General features: G+C 35.7%; 15 protein-coding genes and 1 other annotated feature. Of the genes, 2 read left to right on the top strand and 13 right to left on the bottom strand.

Annotation, left to right across the window (positions count from 1 at the left end; genetic code table 11):
- Window positions 1-150: 150 nt before the first annotated feature.
- Window positions 151-409 (bottom strand) — a binding site (T-box leader).
- Between the two features lie 1,119 nt (window positions 410-1,528).
- Window positions 1,529-1,858: a hypothetical protein gene (locus tag ACEN4N_RS05145; RefSeq protein WP_407090958.1), complete on the top strand. Its 330-nt coding sequence runs from the start codon at window positions 1,529-1,531 to the stop codon at window positions 1,856-1,858.
- A 352-nt stretch (window positions 1,859-2,210) separates the two neighbouring features.
- Here the strand turns inward: ACEN4N_RS05145 and ACEN4N_RS05150 are convergent, their stop codons facing one another.
- Both ACEN4N_RS05150 and ACEN4N_RS05155 read right to left on the bottom strand, forming a co-directional pair.
- The gene (locus ACEN4N_RS05150; RefSeq protein ID WP_407093827.1) at window positions 2,211-2,624 is read right to left on the bottom strand and encodes a recombinase family protein; all 414 of its coding nucleotides are present in this window, start codon (window positions 2,622-2,624) and stop codon (window positions 2,211-2,213) included.
- A 481-nt stretch (window positions 2,625-3,105) separates the two neighbouring features.
- Window positions 3,106-3,699 (bottom strand): RluA family pseudouridine synthase, encoded by a 594-nt coding sequence (locus ACEN4N_RS05155; RefSeq protein ID WP_407090046.1) that lies wholly within the window; start codon window positions 3,697-3,699, stop codon window positions 3,106-3,108.
- Between the two features lie 265 nt (window positions 3,700-3,964).
- On the opposite strand from ACEN4N_RS05155, the gene ACEN4N_RS05160 reads away from it, so the two are divergent.
- Window positions 3,965-4,378, top strand: a complete 414-nt coding sequence (locus ACEN4N_RS05160; protein WP_407090044.1) for an OsmC family protein — start codon at window positions 3,965-3,967, stop codon at window positions 4,376-4,378.
- A gap of 45 nt (window positions 4,379-4,423) precedes the next feature.
- Here the strand turns inward: ACEN4N_RS05160 and ACEN4N_RS05165 are convergent, their stop codons facing one another.
- The 11 genes from ACEN4N_RS05165 to ACEN4N_RS05215 all read right to left on the bottom strand — a co-directional run bounded on the left by ACEN4N_RS05165 (window position 4,424) and on the right by ACEN4N_RS05215 (window position 18,393).
- Window positions 4,424-5,107, bottom strand: a complete 684-nt coding sequence (locus ACEN4N_RS05165; protein WP_407090043.1) for a metal-dependent hydrolase — start codon at window positions 5,105-5,107, stop codon at window positions 4,424-4,426.
- A gap of 576 nt (window positions 5,108-5,683) precedes the next feature.
- Entirely contained in the window at window positions 5,684-9,220 is a 3,537-nt protein-coding gene (locus ACEN4N_RS05170; RefSeq protein WP_407090041.1) for a phosphoribosylformylglycinamidine synthase, read from the bottom strand.
- Between the two features lie 15 nt (window positions 9,221-9,235).
- Window positions 9,236-9,922, bottom strand: coding sequence for a phosphoribosylaminoimidazolesuccinocarboxamide synthase (locus ACEN4N_RS05175; protein WP_407090040.1), 687 nt, complete (start codon window positions 9,920-9,922; stop codon window positions 9,236-9,238).
- Between the two features lie 19 nt (window positions 9,923-9,941).
- Complete coding sequence (gene purK, locus ACEN4N_RS05180) at window positions 9,942-11,093, bottom strand: 5-(carboxyamino)imidazole ribonucleotide synthase (RefSeq protein WP_407093816.1); 1,152 nt, start codon at window positions 11,091-11,093, stop codon at window positions 9,942-9,944.
- The gene (gene purE, locus ACEN4N_RS05185; protein ID WP_407090037.1) at window positions 11,086-11,583 is read right to left on the bottom strand and encodes a 5-(carboxyamino)imidazole ribonucleotide mutase; all 498 of its coding nucleotides are present in this window, start codon (window positions 11,581-11,583) and stop codon (window positions 11,086-11,088) included. The genes purK and purE overlap by 8 nt, the downstream gene beginning before the upstream one ends.
- Before the next feature lie 3 nt (window positions 11,584-11,586).
- A complete protein-coding gene (purD, locus tag ACEN4N_RS05190) occupies window positions 11,587-12,849 on the bottom strand; it encodes a phosphoribosylamine--glycine ligase (protein WP_407090036.1) in 1,263 nt (420 codons plus the stop codon).
- 25 nt (window positions 12,850-12,874) lie between these two features.
- Window positions 12,875-14,467: a bifunctional phosphoribosylaminoimidazolecarboxamide formyltransferase/IMP cyclohydrolase gene (gene purH / locus ACEN4N_RS05195; protein ID WP_407090035.1), complete on the bottom strand. Its 1,593-nt coding sequence runs from the start codon at window positions 14,465-14,467 to the stop codon at window positions 12,875-12,877.
- Window positions 14,464-15,054, bottom strand: coding sequence for a phosphoribosylglycinamide formyltransferase (purN, locus tag ACEN4N_RS05200; RefSeq protein ID WP_338488892.1), 591 nt, complete (start codon window positions 15,052-15,054; stop codon window positions 14,464-14,466). The genes purH and purN overlap by 4 nt, the downstream gene beginning before the upstream one ends.
- A gap of 9 nt (window positions 15,055-15,063) precedes the next feature.
- Window positions 15,064-16,098, bottom strand: coding sequence for a phosphoribosylformylglycinamidine cyclo-ligase (gene purM / locus ACEN4N_RS05205; RefSeq protein WP_407090034.1), 1,035 nt, complete (start codon window positions 16,096-16,098; stop codon window positions 15,064-15,066).
- Complete coding sequence (purF, locus tag ACEN4N_RS05210) at window positions 16,091-17,596, bottom strand: amidophosphoribosyltransferase (protein WP_407093817.1); 1,506 nt, start codon at window positions 17,594-17,596, stop codon at window positions 16,091-16,093. The genes purM and purF overlap by 8 nt, the downstream gene beginning before the upstream one ends.
- A 245-nt stretch (window positions 17,597-17,841) precedes the next feature.
- Window positions 17,842-18,393 (bottom strand): GNAT family N-acetyltransferase, encoded by a 552-nt coding sequence (locus tag ACEN4N_RS05215; RefSeq protein WP_407090033.1) that lies wholly within the window; start codon window positions 18,391-18,393, stop codon window positions 17,842-17,844.
- Between the last annotated feature and the right edge of the window lie 142 nt (window positions 18,394-18,535).

The following is an 18,535-nucleotide window of genomic DNA, read 5'->3' on the forward strand; positions in this document are numbered from 1 at the left end:
GTTCCTCTATGGTAAGATGTGTGTAGCTCATAACAGACCTCCGTGTTTATGTTTTTGTCATTACTAACATTTTACACGAACCTGTTATGGGTTTCTTTATTTGTCGCACTTAATTTTACAATTCATCATAACAAAATAAAACCCCCATCCGAAAAGGACGAGAGTTTACTTCGTGTTACCACCTTAATTTATTATTTCATCGCTGAAATAACCTTATTCAATACACGTTTTCATTGATATAACGTATACTGAAGCACGTTTAACGGATGCGTCCGTTCTTTCTTATTGCGTTAGCATTCAGAAAGACCACTCTGTGACCATTTTCAACTAATTTCCACTTACTCATTCCCACCATCTAAGAGCTCTCTTTATAGTTAAATTAGTTTACTTTTCACTTCAATGTGTTTATTTTAATGATATTATAATATAATATCTTTTTATTTTTGTCAATTAGAACTTAAATTTCATTACAAAAACTAATCTGTATCCTTTAATTCTTTTCCCAGACAGTTTTCAGTTCCTTTTTCACTCCTCAAGTTGTTGCAATCTTTACATCAGTAATAAGAGATCGTTTTATTAACATACTGACTCTATCTACTCTTTTAATTGAGTCCAATTTCTTATTATATAGAATAGCATTTCAAGTAATAATAAGGGTAGCGACAATACAAAGACAAAAATCAAAAGAAAGAATAAATCAAAAATGTTCAAGTTTGTTATGACAATAACAGTGATAAATAGACCAATAATAATTATAAAGGGGTACGCTATTTTTAAAGCAAATGAATCTGAATCATTCATTAACTGAAAAATCCATTTCTTTAACATGAGATTAATTATTGTTCCCACGGGGGCTGACATTAAAATTAAGAGTAAGAAATAAGCAATGGCCTCTTGACCTGGAATCAACATCCATAAATAAATTAAGCTAAATTGACCAACCGCGGTTAACAATAAACGGAGCATTACACTCCATAATTTAGGCTGATGTATTAACAAATGATTCACGTCCTTATTAGATTAGATATTTATTACGTAGCATGCCCTTTACTAATTACATTTTCGCACATTTTCAGCTTTTATAAAAGAATTTGATCCATTATTTTCTGATTTACTTCTATTTAATCCAAGATTATTATAGAGTTCAACTAATCAAGTAAAGGAGTGCATTATAAAGTTATTTGAAAGCGAACAAATTAACGACGCCATAATCCGTATTAAAATGCCTAACGTCTGTGCTTATGTTGTCAATGGGCGTGACAGAGTCGTTTTGATTAATACTGGTTTTAGATATGGGGATTTGAGGCAAGTTGTTGATAACTTACTTGATATGCCCTATGATGTCATCTGCACACAAGGTCATCTAGATCATGCGAAAGCAAGGCTTATCTTTCACATCGGAGCACTTTATTGCTCAAAAAGAAATAAATTATCATTCTTATAAAGAATACGATGTGTTTAACTTATGGGAGTCACTATCATTCCCATACACTTACCAAGTCATACTTCAGGGATTATGGGGTTTCTTATGCCTGAACTTAAGACTGTAATTCTCGGTGACGCTTGTGCCAATCCAACTATTATGAATCAAGATTCAAGTGGAACCGCCGAATCATTCCGAGAAGGTTTAATTAATTTAAATCAACACCGTTCTGAATTCAATTCAGTTTTAACGCAACATTCGAACTTTGGTGTGCCCTCTTTCGTAGTAGACCATAATTTATATTGGGCAGAGCAAATCTTATTAAACAAAGACGATCGTTTTAGAATTCGTTTAGGTGGTATAGAGTCTTTTGTCTCTCGAAATAAAAGGTTTTCCACCAATAAAGCTACTCAGGTAACATTATCTATTGACTAAACAATATTCGAAATAAATAAAGCGCTACTTACCCTAATGAGGGGTAAGTAGCGCTTTATCATTGGGACAAATTAAATGTTGTCCATGGTTCTAATTGTGGTGGATTAGATTGAATTTTTATCAATTCTTGTAACGTAGGATGTGGAATTTCCATTTCATAAGCCGATAGGAATTATATGTCCAAATGTAGTTTTAAAATCATAGTTCTAAATAAGAATTATTGTTTAAAGGATTACGCGATAAAAGACTATAAATCCTGGTTTCTTTTGAATCATCAATCAACTCAATGTCGATTTTATTCAATTGACATTGATACTCAAATAATTCGAAACCATTTCGCATGAAGCGACTTTTATTCAAAGTGACAATCTTGCTGGTTAATCATTTTCAAGAGATTTAATAAGCTTTTTCGCTGATAATTAAGTTCGCCACCAATTTCTGAAAAGATCTCAAAAGTATAATCATGAGCTTGCATATATTCTTCAACAAGCTTAACTTGCGACCTTAATTCAGCCATTTGTGTCGAAGTGCTAACTCTACAATAACCAATAATAAGTTTACCATCGTTATTGATAGTCTCAGGTAGATAATCTTTTAATTGCTCCGAGGAATAATAGCGAGTTCCTGCATTAGTTATATGATGGGGAATCAACTCGCCATTTTGCTGCATCCGTCTTAAAATATAGGGAGTTATCCCTGTTTTTTTGCAAACTTTCCAATAGACAATAATTCTATATTTTAAATTCCCTTCTGTATATTTTATCAGAGAGGATTCATACTATAAATCGATTTTATATTATTTGATTTTTTCGTGTTCATATTAAAGCGCAACCTTTAATACAGTCTTTCTCTTGCGAGTAGACTTCTATATGTTTCCATATAGCGCAGACTATTTCTTCTACCACATGGGTAGCCACATTTTTCTTCCGCCATTTGCTTGCGGCTTTACTCTCCCTCAAGGAGATAGTCGTTGAACGTCCCTCATATTCATTCATGAACTTAGAGTTTTCGCTGCTAAACAACCATTTTAATTTATCCTTAGCGCTACTTATTTACATACTGTCCTATAATAAGTAGTTTTTATTTCAGCTTAGATTATCCTTATTATTTTTTCTGCTTTCGCACCTTGACGTTTATTTTTTAAAATTCCGCTTTGGTCATAAGGCTTTAGGTATTCTTAGCAATTAAAGTGGAGTACGCACCAATTACTTGATACGCAGGGTATTATAATTGAAATGTAGTCAATCTCACAATATTAATGTTACCCATAATGCAATTTGGCTGTGAGGCTTTATTCGATGATCTCCATATTTTTGATCACCATATAAAGGTGAGCCAATTGCTTGAAACTGTACCCGAATCTGATGTGATCGGCCAGTATGCAATTGAACTCGTACTAATGACATACCGTGCTGATAAGCTAGAACTTCATAACTTAAGTAAGCCTTTTTAGCCTGGTTATGATTTTTATCAACAGTGTAAACTTGATTCGTTTTACGATTCTTCCAGAGGTAATGTGTCAATGTCCCCTTCATCCTAGGTAACTTCCCCATTACTACGGCCAGATAATATCTTTTCAAGTCATGTTTTCTTAATGTATTAGATAATCTGGATCCCGCTTTTGATGTCTTGGCAAATACCATCGCACCCCCGACAGGTCTATCAAGCCGATGCACTAGTCCTAAGTAAACATTAGCTGGCTTCTTATCTCTGACTTTTATAAATTGCTTTAGATGATTGAGTACATCTAAATCTTTACTACTATCTTCTTGTACAGGAACATTAACCGGCTTCTCAATAACTAAAAGATGGTTATCTTCGTACAAAATTGGCACATTCATAATACCCTCCTATAAATATAATGTATCTATCCTAACATGGAAAAATAAAAAGGCAATAGGATGCTGTTTAATTGTTATAACGTATTATTTTTATAATTGCTTATTTTAAACAAAATGAATCTATGGTGTATTAGCATTAGATATCCCCCTTGTATATAAAGCGATAATTCCTTTCATTAGTATGAATTAAATTCTGTGATATAATTTATACTATCAAAGAATTCGCTTATCATCTAATTATTCTCAATGAAAGAAGGAATGCATCATGGCAGAGAAAGAGACAAAAGCAAAGGTAATTGATCGTTATATTGTGCAAGCTGATATCGAAGGTTTTTCATATACTATGGATTATACTGAACGAATGCCTGAATTTACTAGTCAGGGTACTTCACCAACTGGACTATTATTAGTTTCTTTATCTGGGTGTCATTTGATGACAGCAGTATCATACTTGAATATGAAAAAGATAGAATTTTCACAATTAACTGCTCGTGTGGCAGGTGATTTTATTGATGAGAACAGAGAGTGGCGATTAGATGCATCTGTTGAACTTGTAACTGATGCTATATTGAATGAGGATCAATTAGCTGGGTTAGAACGTTTTATTCACCGCCATTGTAAAGTTTCAAGTATTTTAAGCAAAGGCAATAATATCAACTTAAATATTAAATTAGTATAAAAAATAGAAGTGGATAGAATACCTATCTCACTTCTGTTTTTTACTTTATAACTCTATTGTCTCACCAATTACTGGAACATAACCCACCCCATTAGCTAATAATTTGGTAAATTGTGCCGGATCTTGTTCAATTAATGGGAAAGTATTATAGTGAATTGGTACAACTTTCTTTGCATTTAACCATTTGGCTGCAACGGCTGCATCTTCTGGTCCCATCGTAAAATTATCACCAATTGGAATAAATGCTAAATCAATATCATTGAACTCGCCAATTAATTTCATATCTGAATATAAGGCTGTGTCACCAACGTGATAAAATGTTTGCTCATCAGCTGTTATCAAAATCCCAGTGGCTAAGCCAAGTGTAAAAGGTTTTCCATCTATTTCAATTGATGATCCATGAATAGCTGGTGTTAACTTAACCCGCCCAAAGTTAAAGTCATGAGCACCACCAGGTTGCATACCGTGTAAATTCTCTAAACCTAATGAATTTAAATAGCCAACAACTTCAACAGTGGATACAACCAATGCGCCAGTTCTTTTAGCGAGAGCCATAGTATCTCCAATGTGATCCGAATGTCCATGGGTCACTAAGATAACATCTGCTTCCACCGTATTCGCATGTAAATCAGTCAATCCATTCCCAGTAATAAAAGGATCAATTAATATTTTTGTGCCATCTTGTGTTTTTATACTAACCACAGCATGTCCGTGAAATTTTGCTTTCATAATAATTAGTACCTCCTCAAAAATAAGTCATGTAACCGCTCCATACTATTTAGTTTAATGATTTCATAGAAACAATTCAATGAATACACTTGTTAGACATACTCATCTTCTCAAATTAAAATACTAAATTAACAAATTCCAGTTTCACAAAAATAATCTGCAAGTCGAAATTATAATTGAGTATTCCAACTTTCAGATATGGCTTTTTATACAAATCAAAAATTTTCACCGCTGAACATTTCATCAGATGCTACTACTATCTCAATATTTTTTTAAGCACCTTACTTTTCAAAGAAAGCTAGAACTGGTTTAGATTGTCTAAAATTTAAGTAAGGTACAACTTTCATTTTGTAAACTCCATAGTTAAAATACTATGCATCCTTATTTGTCTGGCTCTGCCCTCCTTACTATTAAAATAGTATCACTAATACAAGAAAAACATTCGAAATAGCGATTACACACATACATGAATGTACTAAAAAAGAGCATTAAAACTGAACATACTTGCAAACAAGTCAGTCTCAATGCTCGTTATGATTTATTAAGTAAAACCGATTAACTTATCTATGTGAGTTATTAAATATTTGCTTTCTTTAGAATATTTGCAATAAATGGTGCCTCTACTGTATCAACATTGGCAAAGCCATCAATATTCATGCGTTCAAAGTTTCCATTTACCCCTATAATATGTCCTGTAGGATCAACCATTGCATCAACACCGACTTCTTCTGCAAAGAACGTTGTATATTTGGAGATGATTTGGTCTTTAAATTTATTTTCATCCAATTCAACACTTAAATGATAGCCTGCCAAAGCTGTCGTATAACTACCCGCTTTCGCGTATTCTGTTTCTTTAATGACTTCAGCATTTACTAAAGTTGAAAAAAATTTTTCAAATGGATTTACCTTAAAGTCAATTTGTGTTCCTTGTTGAACACGGCCAAATTCTATTAAACCACTGCGGACAAAGCCAGCAAATGATGCGCCAATAGCTAGAATATACTTATCTTTGGCAAATGCTTCTAATTCGGCTTTGATGTCTTTAATTAGTAGTTTAATCGCTTGTCCATACTGTAGACGATTAGATAGTATTGAGCCATCAGAGAAAGCTAAGACATCATAGTCAGATAATTTACTTGCAAATTCTTTGACTGATTCTTTGTAACCTAATTCCTCTTTGATGATAAAGAAATCAACATGTTCAGTATATCGTTTAAATGATTCATACAGATCATATTCACCATGCACTCCCGTTATGACTGGGATTAACACTTTGGCATTCGATGATATTTCTGGAATCTCTAATGCAGGTTTTACATCTTCAGAATTAGATACCAATTCAATGTCTGAGAATACATCAGCTAATGGTTCTGCATAAAGACGAGCCAATTCTTCTAAAGAGTATGTTTGATCAAATTTTGCTTCATCACTGCTATTCGTTTGAGCAACTATGACCCCACCTTCAACTTCAACATCAGAAGCGACTTCTACTAAGAATCCTAAGGCAGATTTTTTATGTAAGTATTCTGCTTTCATTTCAAAACCGATCGCATTACCTAGAGCCATTTCAATCAGATTCATTTCAATCGTCTTATCGTCCATGGTTGAGATTGAACGAACTTTATTCTCGTTAATTAAGTTCGTAATCGTTTCAAAGGTAGCTTTAATTTCATCAGTATCTAGTAAATCATCTGCATTTAATCTAGCTTCTAATAAAACAATTTTTGAGTCTATAGATTTAAATTCTCGCGAATTGACTTTTGTAAAGTCTGTTGTTGCAACGGCAAAGCTAATAAGTGATGGTGGGACTTCAATATCTTCGAAGGTACCACTCATACTGTCCTTACCGCCAATGGCAGCTAAACCTAATTGTTTCATTGATTTAAAGGCTCCAAGTAAGGCAGCAGTCGGTTTTCCCCAACTATTCTCATTCACCATACTCTCAAAGAATTCTTGTAATGTTAAGCGAGTTTCTTGATAAGGAACACCTAAGGCCACAGCTTTAGCTACTGAATTAACAACGGCATAATAAGCACCGTGGTATGGTGAGAGCGTTGCTAGATCAGGTTTGAATGAAACAGTCATGACTGAAGCAGTTGAAGTATCTTGGCCTAAGACAGGTATTTTTGCGACCATTCCTTCTTGAGGAGTTATTTGCTTCTCCCCACCTAATGGTGCAAGAACTGTATTTTTCCCAATTGTAAAATCAAAGTTTTGTGATAATGCTTTTTGACTCGCATTTTCAATCGATTGTAACTGAGTTAATACATGTCGTGAATCAGAAAAGAATTGACTTACATCAGAATAATTAATGATAGCATCAGCTGCTTTGGCTCCACCATTCGATTCTAAGAATGAACGTTTTATGCGGAAAACCTCTTCACCGTTATAACGCATCACCATATAAGATGAATCAGTCACTTCTGCCACAACTGTCGCTTCTAAGTCCTCAGCTTCTGATAGAGTAATAAATTTATCAACATCATCTTTAGAAACGACAACAGCCATTCGTTCTTGAGACTCTGATAAGGCGATTTCGCTAGGATCCATTCCTTCATATTTAGTCGGAACTTTATCTAATTCAATGGTCAAGCCATCAGCTAGTTCACCAATAGCTACTGATACACCCCCAGCACCAAAGTCATTCGATTTCTTAATTAAGCGCGTAGCTTCTGGATTACGGAATAAGCGAATAATCTTTCGTTCGATGGTCGGGCTCCCTTTTTGGACTTCTGCCCCTTGTAGTTCGATTGATTTCTCAGTTTGAACCATTGAAGATCCAACTGCTGCACCTAATCCGTCACGTCCAGTACGTCCACCAAGTAAAATAATTAAATCCGTAGGTTCTGGTTTGATACGTACAACGTTATCAACTGGAGCAGCAGCAACTAAGGCACCTAATTCCATTCTCTTAGCTTCAAAGGCGTCATGGTAATATTCGCGCACGTAACCAGCACTTTGTCCGATTTGGTTACTGTAGTCACTATATCCCATAGCAGCACGTTGTGAGATGATACGTTGTGGTAATTTACCATCTCGTGTTGATTCATATGACGCATTCGGGTTTTTAGCTCCAGTAATTCGCATCGCTTGATGAACGTAACTACGACCTGAAAGCGGATCACGAATCCCCCCACCAATACATGTAGCCGCCCCTCCGAAAGGTTCAATCTCAGTTGGGTGATTGTGAGTTTCATTTTTAAAGTAGAGTAAATAATCTTCTTCAACACCCTCAACATCCACTTTAATGCGAATACAACAAGCATTCACTTCATCAGATTCATCTAAGTTATCTAACAGACCTAATTGTTTTGCATGTTTTGCATTAATCGTTGCAAGATCCATTAATGTAACTGGCTTAACTTTAGGACGATTAGCATAGACTGAATCACGCACGTCATTATACTCTGCGATAGTAGCTTCAATGGCTTCTTGGTATTTACCTTCAGTCACGGATATGTCTGTTAATTCAGTTAAAAATGTCGTATGGCGACAGTGATCTGACCAGTATGTATCGATGACTTTTAATTGGAAGACAGTTGGATTAACTGCTTCTGATTGAAAATACGCTTGAACGACTTCAATATCAGCAAGGTCCATTGAATAATCTTTAATTAACTCTTGTAAGCCAGCCGTATCTAAATCATTAAAACCTTCTATTCCTTGTAAATCTAAGCCTTGGCTGACTCCCATATCATAATTTAAAGCATTAAAAGAAACGAGTTCAGTTTCTGTTTCATTAATATAATATGTTTTGAAAGTTTTTACTTCGACTTCAGTTAAACCTTTTAAATCAATAATTCTTGAATGATGTAAAGAAAGATCATGCCCTTTAATATTTTGTATAATACGGTTAGTCATCTCTTCGACCTCATCATATTGCCCCAATACTTGGCGATAACGAAAAGCAGTGGAAATGTTAAATGACTCTAAGTTTTCGTAAATAAGACCTTGTTCAAATAAAGGCTCTACTAATGTTAAATCACCTTCATCCGAAGTTTCAAAAACGTCATATTGCTTTACTGCTTGCAAGTTTGTTAATTTCAAGAAATGATGCGCTTCTTTTAATAAGAATGAAGAATCTGGCGCTGGTACTACAATAAATTTGCTCATTAAATTGTCCTTTCCTTATAAATCATTAAAATATTGTGCTAATTCAATAGGGTCAACAAGTTGCCCTTCCTTGTAAACGCGCATATTTCCCCCAGAAATTTCATCGATAAGAATAATATTATCTGGATGATTAACATAACCGAACTCTAATTTTATATCGTATAAATCAAACCCATGTTCAGCTAGTTTTTTCTGGATGATCTGTGCTATTTGAATATTTAAATCAATTAATATCTCATATTGTTTATTCGTTAATATATTTAAGGTAATTAGCCCATCTTTAGTCACTAATGGATCTTGTCTTTTATCGTCTTTTAACGTAAATTCGACATAATTATTTAGTTTTGCTCCATCTTCAATATATTCCCCGTATCGACGAATAAATGAACCCGTTGCCTTAAATCGAGTAATGACTTCTAACCCTTTACCGAATACACTTGCAGACTTCACTGTCATTGTATTTTCATTAAGATTTGAATCAATAAAATGAGTAGGAATACCAGACTGGTTAAGTAATTGAAAGAATAATGTTGTTAATCTTAAGTTTAAATTTCCCATACCTTCAATAGATAAACCAATTTGATTCGCACCAGGATCAAACTTACCGTCTGTCCCCGTCACATCATCTTTAAACTTTAGAATCATCGACTGATTCAATCCTTGATAAATATCTTTAGTTTTCCCTTGATAGAGTAATTCCATGTCTGTCCCCTTTTCTTTATCAGAATAAGTCTTGCCATGCCTTTAGGCTTGTTGATTGATAGAGCATCGTTTCTAACTGATTATAGTCAGGTTTTGTAAGTGTAAAGTGCCCCATCTTGCGTTGTTTTTTAGCTTCCCCTTTGTCATATATGTGATAAATCGCTTCGGAATATTGTTGACTAACTTTTTCAACATAAGGTAAATGTTGACCTAAAATATTAATCATTAATCCTGGTTCAAACAAGCGAATATTAATCAGTGAACGACCTGTTATTCCAAGAATATGTTGATCAAATTGAGATACGTTAGTCGCTTCGATTGTATAATGCCCAGTATTATGAGGTCTGGGAGCAATTTCGTTAACAAATACTTCTTCATCCTCAGTAATAAAGAATTCAATCCCACATACACCAATAAGCTTCCCTGCTTTAGCAATCTTCTCAGCAATGTCATATATTTGATCAGTCAAGTCCTCAGAGTAATTCGCTCCAACAATACTGGAGTATAAGACACCATTGATATGTTGATTTTGACTTATTGGAAATATTTCAATATTGCCATATAAATCCTGAGAAACGATGACTGACACTTCATATTTAAAGTCACAAAATGCCTCTAAAATTAATGATTGCTCTTCTAACAAGGCTTCAATATCTGATTGCTTCGCTTCTAAATCTGATTTGTCAGTTAAGAAAACTTGTCCTTTACCGTCGTAACCAAAACGTGTTGTTTTTAAAAACGCTGGTAAATTGATTGCTTTTATTGCATCTGTTAAATCTGTCCAACTATTCACTTCAGTAAAGTCAGTCGTAGGTATGCCTTGTTGATTCAGCCAATCCTTTTCTTTAATTCGATCTTGTGAGTTCAGTAATAAGCTTGTCCCTTGTGGTAAATAACTTTCACTTTCCAGTTCTTTAAGTAGGTCACCATCAATATTTTCAAACTCATATGTGACTACATCAACGCTTTGAACAAATTTCAATAAAGCTTCCCTGTTCGTAAAATCCGCTACTGTTGTTGAATGGGCAACAGCAAAGCCGCAAGAAGTTGGGTTAGGATCATACATCGCTACTTTATAGCCCATCTTTTGGGCAGATTGAGCTAACATCTTTCCAAGTTGTCCAGCACCAATAATACCAATCGTTGCGCCCGGTTGAATCACCTTAGTCATTCAACTCACCAGTACTCTCCAGAGCAGCTTGTCGTTGATTCACTTGAAATTCTTTTAAAGAATTCTCAACTATTTTGTCAGTCACAGCAAGAATTCTTGCTGCCATTAATCCAGCATTTTTGGCTCCTGCTGGTCCGATTGCCATCGTTGCGACTGGTACACCAGCTGGCATTTGGACGATTGAAAGGAGTGAATCCATCCCACTTAGTGCGCTTGATTTTATCGGTATACCAATAACGGGCAATGTAGTACTTGAAGCAATCATACCTGGTAAGTGAGCAGCTCCTCCAGCACCTGCGATGATCACCTTATAACCATTGCTCTTAGCATTTTCTGCAAAAGAAATCATCTCCGTAGGCATACGATGAGCCGAGATTACCTTTGTATCGTAAGTTAAATTTAGTGTATCTAAAAATTGACAACAATGTTGCATTTGTTCCCAATCAGAAATACTGCCCATGACTACAGCAATATCTGTTTGTTCTGTCATGCTTTACGCCTCCTTATTTCGATGTAAACCAATGTCTGTTCGGTAGAATGTATCTTGAATATCAAATTGTTTCATATCGTTATAAACTTTTTCCCTAGCTTCTTCAATAGTATCGCCACTAGAAGTAACCATTAAGATTCGCCCGCCACTTGATTGGAGTCCTTTCTCAGGACTACCATCCACCCCTGCAAAGTAAACATTGTCTTCAATTGTCTTTGGAATATTTAAAGGAATATTTGCTTTTGGCAGACTTGGATAGCCTTCGGCTGCAAGTACAACTCCTAGATTAAATTGCTTTTTAAAACGAATATCTATAGGTGATTGTTCTAAATGAGCTTGAGCAACTTCATAGAAGTCATTCTCTAACAACGTAAGTAAAACTTGAGTCTCTGGATCTCCCAAGCGAGTATTAAATTCAATCACTTTTGGCCCCTCACTCGTCCAGATAATTCCAGTATAAAGAATACCAGTGAACGGTGTTTCGTTCTCGATCATTTGATTGGCAATGGAATGAACAATCTCCGTCAACACACGGTGTTCTGCTTCTTCATCAAACCAAGGAACTGGAGCGAAAGAACCCATGCCTCCCGTATTCAATCCTAAATCATTATCAAACGCACGCTTATAATCACACGCCGTACCAAGCGATATAATATGATCTCCATTAACTAAACTAAAGTGAGAAAATTCTGTTCCAGTTAAGAATTCTTCAATGAGCACTTCTTTATTACTCTTATCCATCATCAACTCGAGGGAACTCACAGCTTCCTCCATCGTTTCTGGAATAACGACACCTTTACCACTCATTAGGCCATCTGCTTTGATAACAAATGGTAACCCTAAGGCTTCTGCATATTCAATCGCTTCTAGACATTCTCCGGCTTTAAAGAAACGATGTTTAGCAGTATTAACTTTTGCAAGTGACATTATATCTTTAGCGAAATTTTTTGAGTTTTCTAATCGTGCAGCTGCTTTTGTTGGCCCTATGATAGGTAAATTGAGACTTATAAAATAATCAACAATGCCCAACTCCAAAGGTTGTTCGGGACCAACAAATGTCAGGTCAATCGCTGAACTTTCTACAAACTCCGCTAAACGTTCGATTTCTGTTACCGGAATATTTACACATTCTATATTATGATTAGTCATAATCATACCTGGATTACCCGGGGCAACATATACTTGCTCTACTTGAGGACTGCGGGCAAAAGCAAGTGCCAAGGCATGCTCACGTCCGCCCGATCCAATAATTAAGATATCTTTCATTGGGTTCTCTCCTAATTAATATATTTTAGTGTCTGAAATGGCGGTAACCAGTCATAACCATAGCAACGTCATTGTCATCACAAACTTGAACAGAGTCTTGATCATATTTCGACCCTCCTGGTTGAGCAATCGCTGTGATACCTCGACGATGTGCTAATTTTGCAGTATCTGACATTGGTAAAAATGCATCACTTGACATCACATATGTCTGTCTTAAAGTTGCATCTTTCTCTTCGGCTTGTTTTAGTGCAATCTCAGCAGAACCAACACGGTTCATCTGCCCTGCTCCAATTCCTAAGGTCATATAATCATTTGTCACTACTATTGCATTACTTTTAACATGTTTTACAACTTTCATACCAAAGTTCATCGCTTTTAGTTCTTCAAGTGTCGGTTGTCGTTTTGTCGAGACATCCCATGTATTTGGAATGTCTGTTAAAGAATCTTTCACCAATTCATTGGATTGATCCACTGCTTGTACTAATAATCCACCTGAAACTGAAACATATTCTTCTTGATCAATATTTGATTCTTCATCAAAATCGATAGTTAAAAGACGTAAGTTTTTCTTTTTAGTTAATCTTTCCAATGCTTCTGGACTAAAGCTTGGTGCTACTATAATTTCTAAGAATATTTTCCCTAAAGCATTAGCTAATTCCAATGATACTTCCCGATTCACGACCACAATTCCACCATATATTGAAACAGGGTCCGCTTGTTGACAACGTTCAAAGGCTAATTCAATTGTATCTGCTATCGCCACACCACATGGATTCATATGTTTAACTGCTACGGCTACTGGTTCTGTAAACTCTCTTGCAATCTTAATCGCTGCATCCGCATCCTTTAGATTATTGTAAGATAATTCTTTACCATTCAATTGAATGGCTGCTGCAATGGAAGATTTCGGTGCATTGAGTTCTTTATAGAAGGTAGCCGATTGATGACTATTCTCCCCGTAACGTAAAGATTGCTTTTCTGAATAAGTTAAGGTCTTGTGGGACCACTGGTTAACTTCAAAGTTTTGTTCTTTCTTGTTAAACTGATCTAAGTAATCTGAAATTAATGCATCATAATGAGAGGTCAATTGAAACACTTTACCAGCTAAATACTGTCTAAATTCATAAGTACTTTCATTATTATCTGTAAGTTGTTGAATTAATGTTGGGTAATCTGCGGGATCTGTAACAACGGTGACTGATTGATAGTTCTTTGCTGCACTACGTAGCATTGACGGACCACCGATATCGATATTTTCAATCGCATCTGCCAATGTGACATCAGGTTTAGTAATTGTTTCTTTGAACGGATATAGATTAACAATGACATAATCAATCGTTGAAATACCGTGGTCATTCATAGCTTGTATATGCTCATTATTATCGCGTAACCCTAATAAGCCACCATGTATTTTGGGATGTAACGTTTTTACACGTCCATCCATCATTTCTGGAAATTCTGTATAATCTTCCACGGCAGTTACCGGAATACCCGCTTCTTCGATAGTCTTAAAGGAGCCTCCTGTTGATAATAATTCAATTCCATTATTTACAAGCGTTTGAGCTACTTCGATGATTCCAGTCTTATCAGATACGCTAAGTAGTGCATATTTTGTCATTTTACATTGATTCCTTTCTCATTGAACTCTTTTGCCAATTGTTGAATCACTTTCGGATATAAAGAGTGTTCGATTTGATGAATTTTATTTTCTAATTTTTCTAATGTCCATTCCGGTTGAATTTGAAGTCTTTCCTGAGCAATAATTTCTCCTGTGTCAATCCCTGCATCAACATAATGGACTGTGACTCCACTCTCTTTTACACCAGCATTATATGCGTCTTGTATGCCTTTACGACCAGGGAACGCCGGTAAGAGTGATGGATGGATATTAATAATTTTTTTCGGATAGTGATTGAGTATGTCCGCTCCAATAATTCGCATAAAGCCAGCTAGAATGATTAAATCAACTTGATGAGCCTCTAAATATTTAATAATTTCAAGCTCCCATGCTTGGCGACTTTGGCAGTCTTTGGGACTTAAGATTAAAGTATCAATCCCTACATCCTTTGCCCGTTTAACCACATAAGCTTTAGGATTGTCACAGACTAAACAATTAATATTTCCCGCTATCTCTCCTGCTTTGACTGCATCAATGATGGCTTGTACATTTGTTCCATTTCCTGAAGCGAATAGTGCTAGATTCATAGTCAAGTACTACTCCTTATCTATATTTAGACGAACAGTTTCGCCCTCATTCTTTTGATCCTCGATGCGTCCAATAACCATACTTTCATTGATACTTGAGAGAATTGTTTCTACTTTTGTTTCTTCAACTGCTAAGACCATCCCGATACCCATGTTAAAAACGTTAAACATTTCCTCAAGGTCTAATTCTCCAAATTTCTGTAATTCATTAAATATAGTTGGGATTGTCCACGTATGAACATCTACCACTGCCGTCAAACTCTTTGAGAACATGCGCGGTAGATTCTCAAAGAAGCCACCGCCGGTAATATGCGCTATACCATTAATACTTTGTGAATCGACAAACGGCATGACTTCTTTGACATATATCTTAGTCGGGGTTAACAAATGATCAATCAATGTATGTCCATCTGATAGTTGATCTTCAAAGTTCATTTCATGGTCTTTGAAGAATATTTTGCGTACTAATGAATAACCATTTGAGTGAATGCCTGAACTCGGTAAACCAATGAGCACATCCCCAGCCTTAACTTTAGAACCGTCTAGAATATTTGCTTCATCAGCAACTCCGACACAGAATCCCGCTAAATCAAACTCACCATTTGCATATAAATCAGGCATCTCAGCTGTTTCGCCCCCAACAAGTGCAGCATTGGCTTGAACACAACCTTCCGCTACACCTGAAACGATTTGTTCAATATCTTCTGGAACTGTACTGCCTACAGCAAGATAATCTAAAAAGAATAAAGGCTGAGCACCTTGGGCTAAGGTATCATTGACACACATGGCCACTGCATCGATACCGATGGTGTTTAATTTACCTGACTGTTGAGCAAGTAATATTTTTGTCCCAACACCATCCGTACCACTAACTAATACTGGATTTTTGTATTGCTTCGTGTCCAACTTAAACAATGCTCCAAAACTTCCTAATTGGTTCATAACTTCTGGACGCATTGTTCTGTTAACGTGCTTTTTCATTCGTTCAACTGCATCGTATCCTTTTTCAATATCGACACCTGATTGTTGATATGCATTACTCATCACTAAATTCTCCTTTTATAATTTTCTTTTGTAATGGGGTTAAACTTTCTTGAAATTCATTCTGATAATCTCCTATATCTGAAGGGTATTGACCGGTATAGGCGTCTAAACTAACTCCCTGATCCGGGATATTCTTATCAAAATTAATACTATCAACTAAGCCTTTAACTGACAGGTAGCCAAGTGAATCACTACCAAACAATTCATTTAACTCTTTAATTGTGTAGTTCGCAGCAATTAATTCCTCTGTATGTGTTGTATTAATGCCGTAATAGTTTGGGAATCGAATAGGCGGACTGGCAATTCTTAAATGAACTTCTTTCGCTCCAGCCCCTTTAAGTAACTCAACTAAGTGGCGCACTGTCGTCCCCCGCACTATCGAGTCATCAACAAGGACAATTGATTTATTACGTATTAGACTTTCAACAACAGAAAGTTTATACCGAACTCCTTGTTCCCGTAATTCTTGATTGGGTTGGATAAATGTTCTACCAATATATTGATGTTTAATTAATCCGATCTCATAAGGCAAACTATGTTCTTCGGCGTAACCACTTGCAGAAGAAAGTGATGAGTTAGGTACGCCAATCACTAAATCTGCCCCGTGTGTTGGCCGTTCTTTAGCTAAACGGCGCCCCATCTCTTTTCGTGCAGTATGAACATTAATTCCTGAAATATCAGAATCAGGTCGTGAAAAATATATAAATTCCATTGGTTCAAGTGTTGCTTTCTGTGAGTTAGTGTAGTTTGTGATATGATAACCTTCATCATTTATAACTACATATTGCCCAGCCTGCACTTCTGTGACGTATTTTGCCCCAACACTTGATAACACACATGTTTCGCTAGCTAAGATATAAGCACCATTAGAAAACTGTCCGATGACTAGTGGTCTAAATCCATGTTTATCCACGGCTCCATACAACGCATCATCCGTTAATAAACAAAAATTAAACCCACCATTTAATTGTTCGATGGATGATTGAAAAGCATCTGTAAAATTATTCTTCTTTGAACGTCGAATCAAATGAATTAAAATTTCAGCCGCAGAGTTTGTGGAAAATACGGCCCCCTCGTCCTCTAATTGTTGACGTAAAGACAAGGCTTCAGTTAAATTTCCATTATGAGTGATGGCTATCGATTGATTATTGAAGTGAAATAATAACGGTTGAATATTCGAATCATCTGCCTGATCGCTAACAGTGGCAGAACGAACCTGACCAATGGCGCTGTTCCCTACTAACTTCTCTAATTTATCTTCTGTATCAAAAATATGTGAAATTAATCCTCGACCGCGAAAACTCGTAAAAGTGTTCTCATCTTTTGTTACTATCCCAGCACTCGTTTGCCCCCGGTGTTGTAAAGCATGAAGTCCAAAATAGGTGATTTTATTAGCTAAGGGATGACTCCAAATACCAAATAATCCACCAGACTCTACGACACTATCGATGCCTCGGAAATTCGCTCCTACTGAGCTCATTCCTTCAATCGTTCTCATCAAGCATTCCACTCCCATTCGTATATTTATATAAAAAACTTTTTTTGTCATATTTAAGTTACACCTTATAAAAATTTGAAACAATCTTTATGAGAACAATTCAGAAGCTTTATAGTCGAACGTTCGGCTTAAAATAACATTTAAATTTACATAAGACTTGTAAAGTTATTCTTAAGGGTTTTTATCTAACAGTTGAATTTTTACGAATAACATATATATTTATAAAAAAAGGAGCAGCAAATTAGCTACTCCAATGTAAATTTATTTAATTTATCCCATTCCTCACGTAAAATCCCCATACGAATTGAGTCATAAAAATAATCATTATATAGTCTTACTTTACGTATTCGCGCTTCCATCTGCATGCCTAAATTCTCAGCAACTTTGATCATCGGTTCATTTCCAGACCAAGTCGTCAACCCCACACGAACTAAGGGTAATGTATTAAATAAATGACTAATCCAAAGAGATAATGCACGCCTACCAATATGTTGTCCTCTATTGGATGCATCATAAATCACAATACCAGTTTCTAACCAAAGCGATGGTTCGTGCTCCCAATAATAGGAGACAGTTCCAATCAACTTTCCTTTATATTCAATTGCCCATCGATCAACTTGATCAACCCATTGATTAGAATCCTTTAGAAAATTCTCATATGACTTTGATGCATGTGGGTAGTAAGGCGCATCCCATTGTTTCCATTCTGGATTATCTTCCTTGAATATAAATTCCCACAATTGATTTAAATCTTGTTCTTTCAACGTGCGGATAATCAATTCGTTATCTTTATACATAAATTTGACTCCTCTAAACTTGTAATTTTTCTCCATATTTTTATTGTACTATATCAACATAGAAAGCGGTATATATAAGCAAAAACCCAGGCAATTTACCTGGTTATCTTTTCGTATTAGAAAGCAATTAATTTTTTTGTAC

This window comes from Ruoffia sp. FAM 20857 (genome assembly GCF_045528645.1).
Classification (GTDB): Bacteria; Bacillota; Bacilli; order Lactobacillales; family Aerococcaceae; genus Ruoffia; species Ruoffia halotolerans.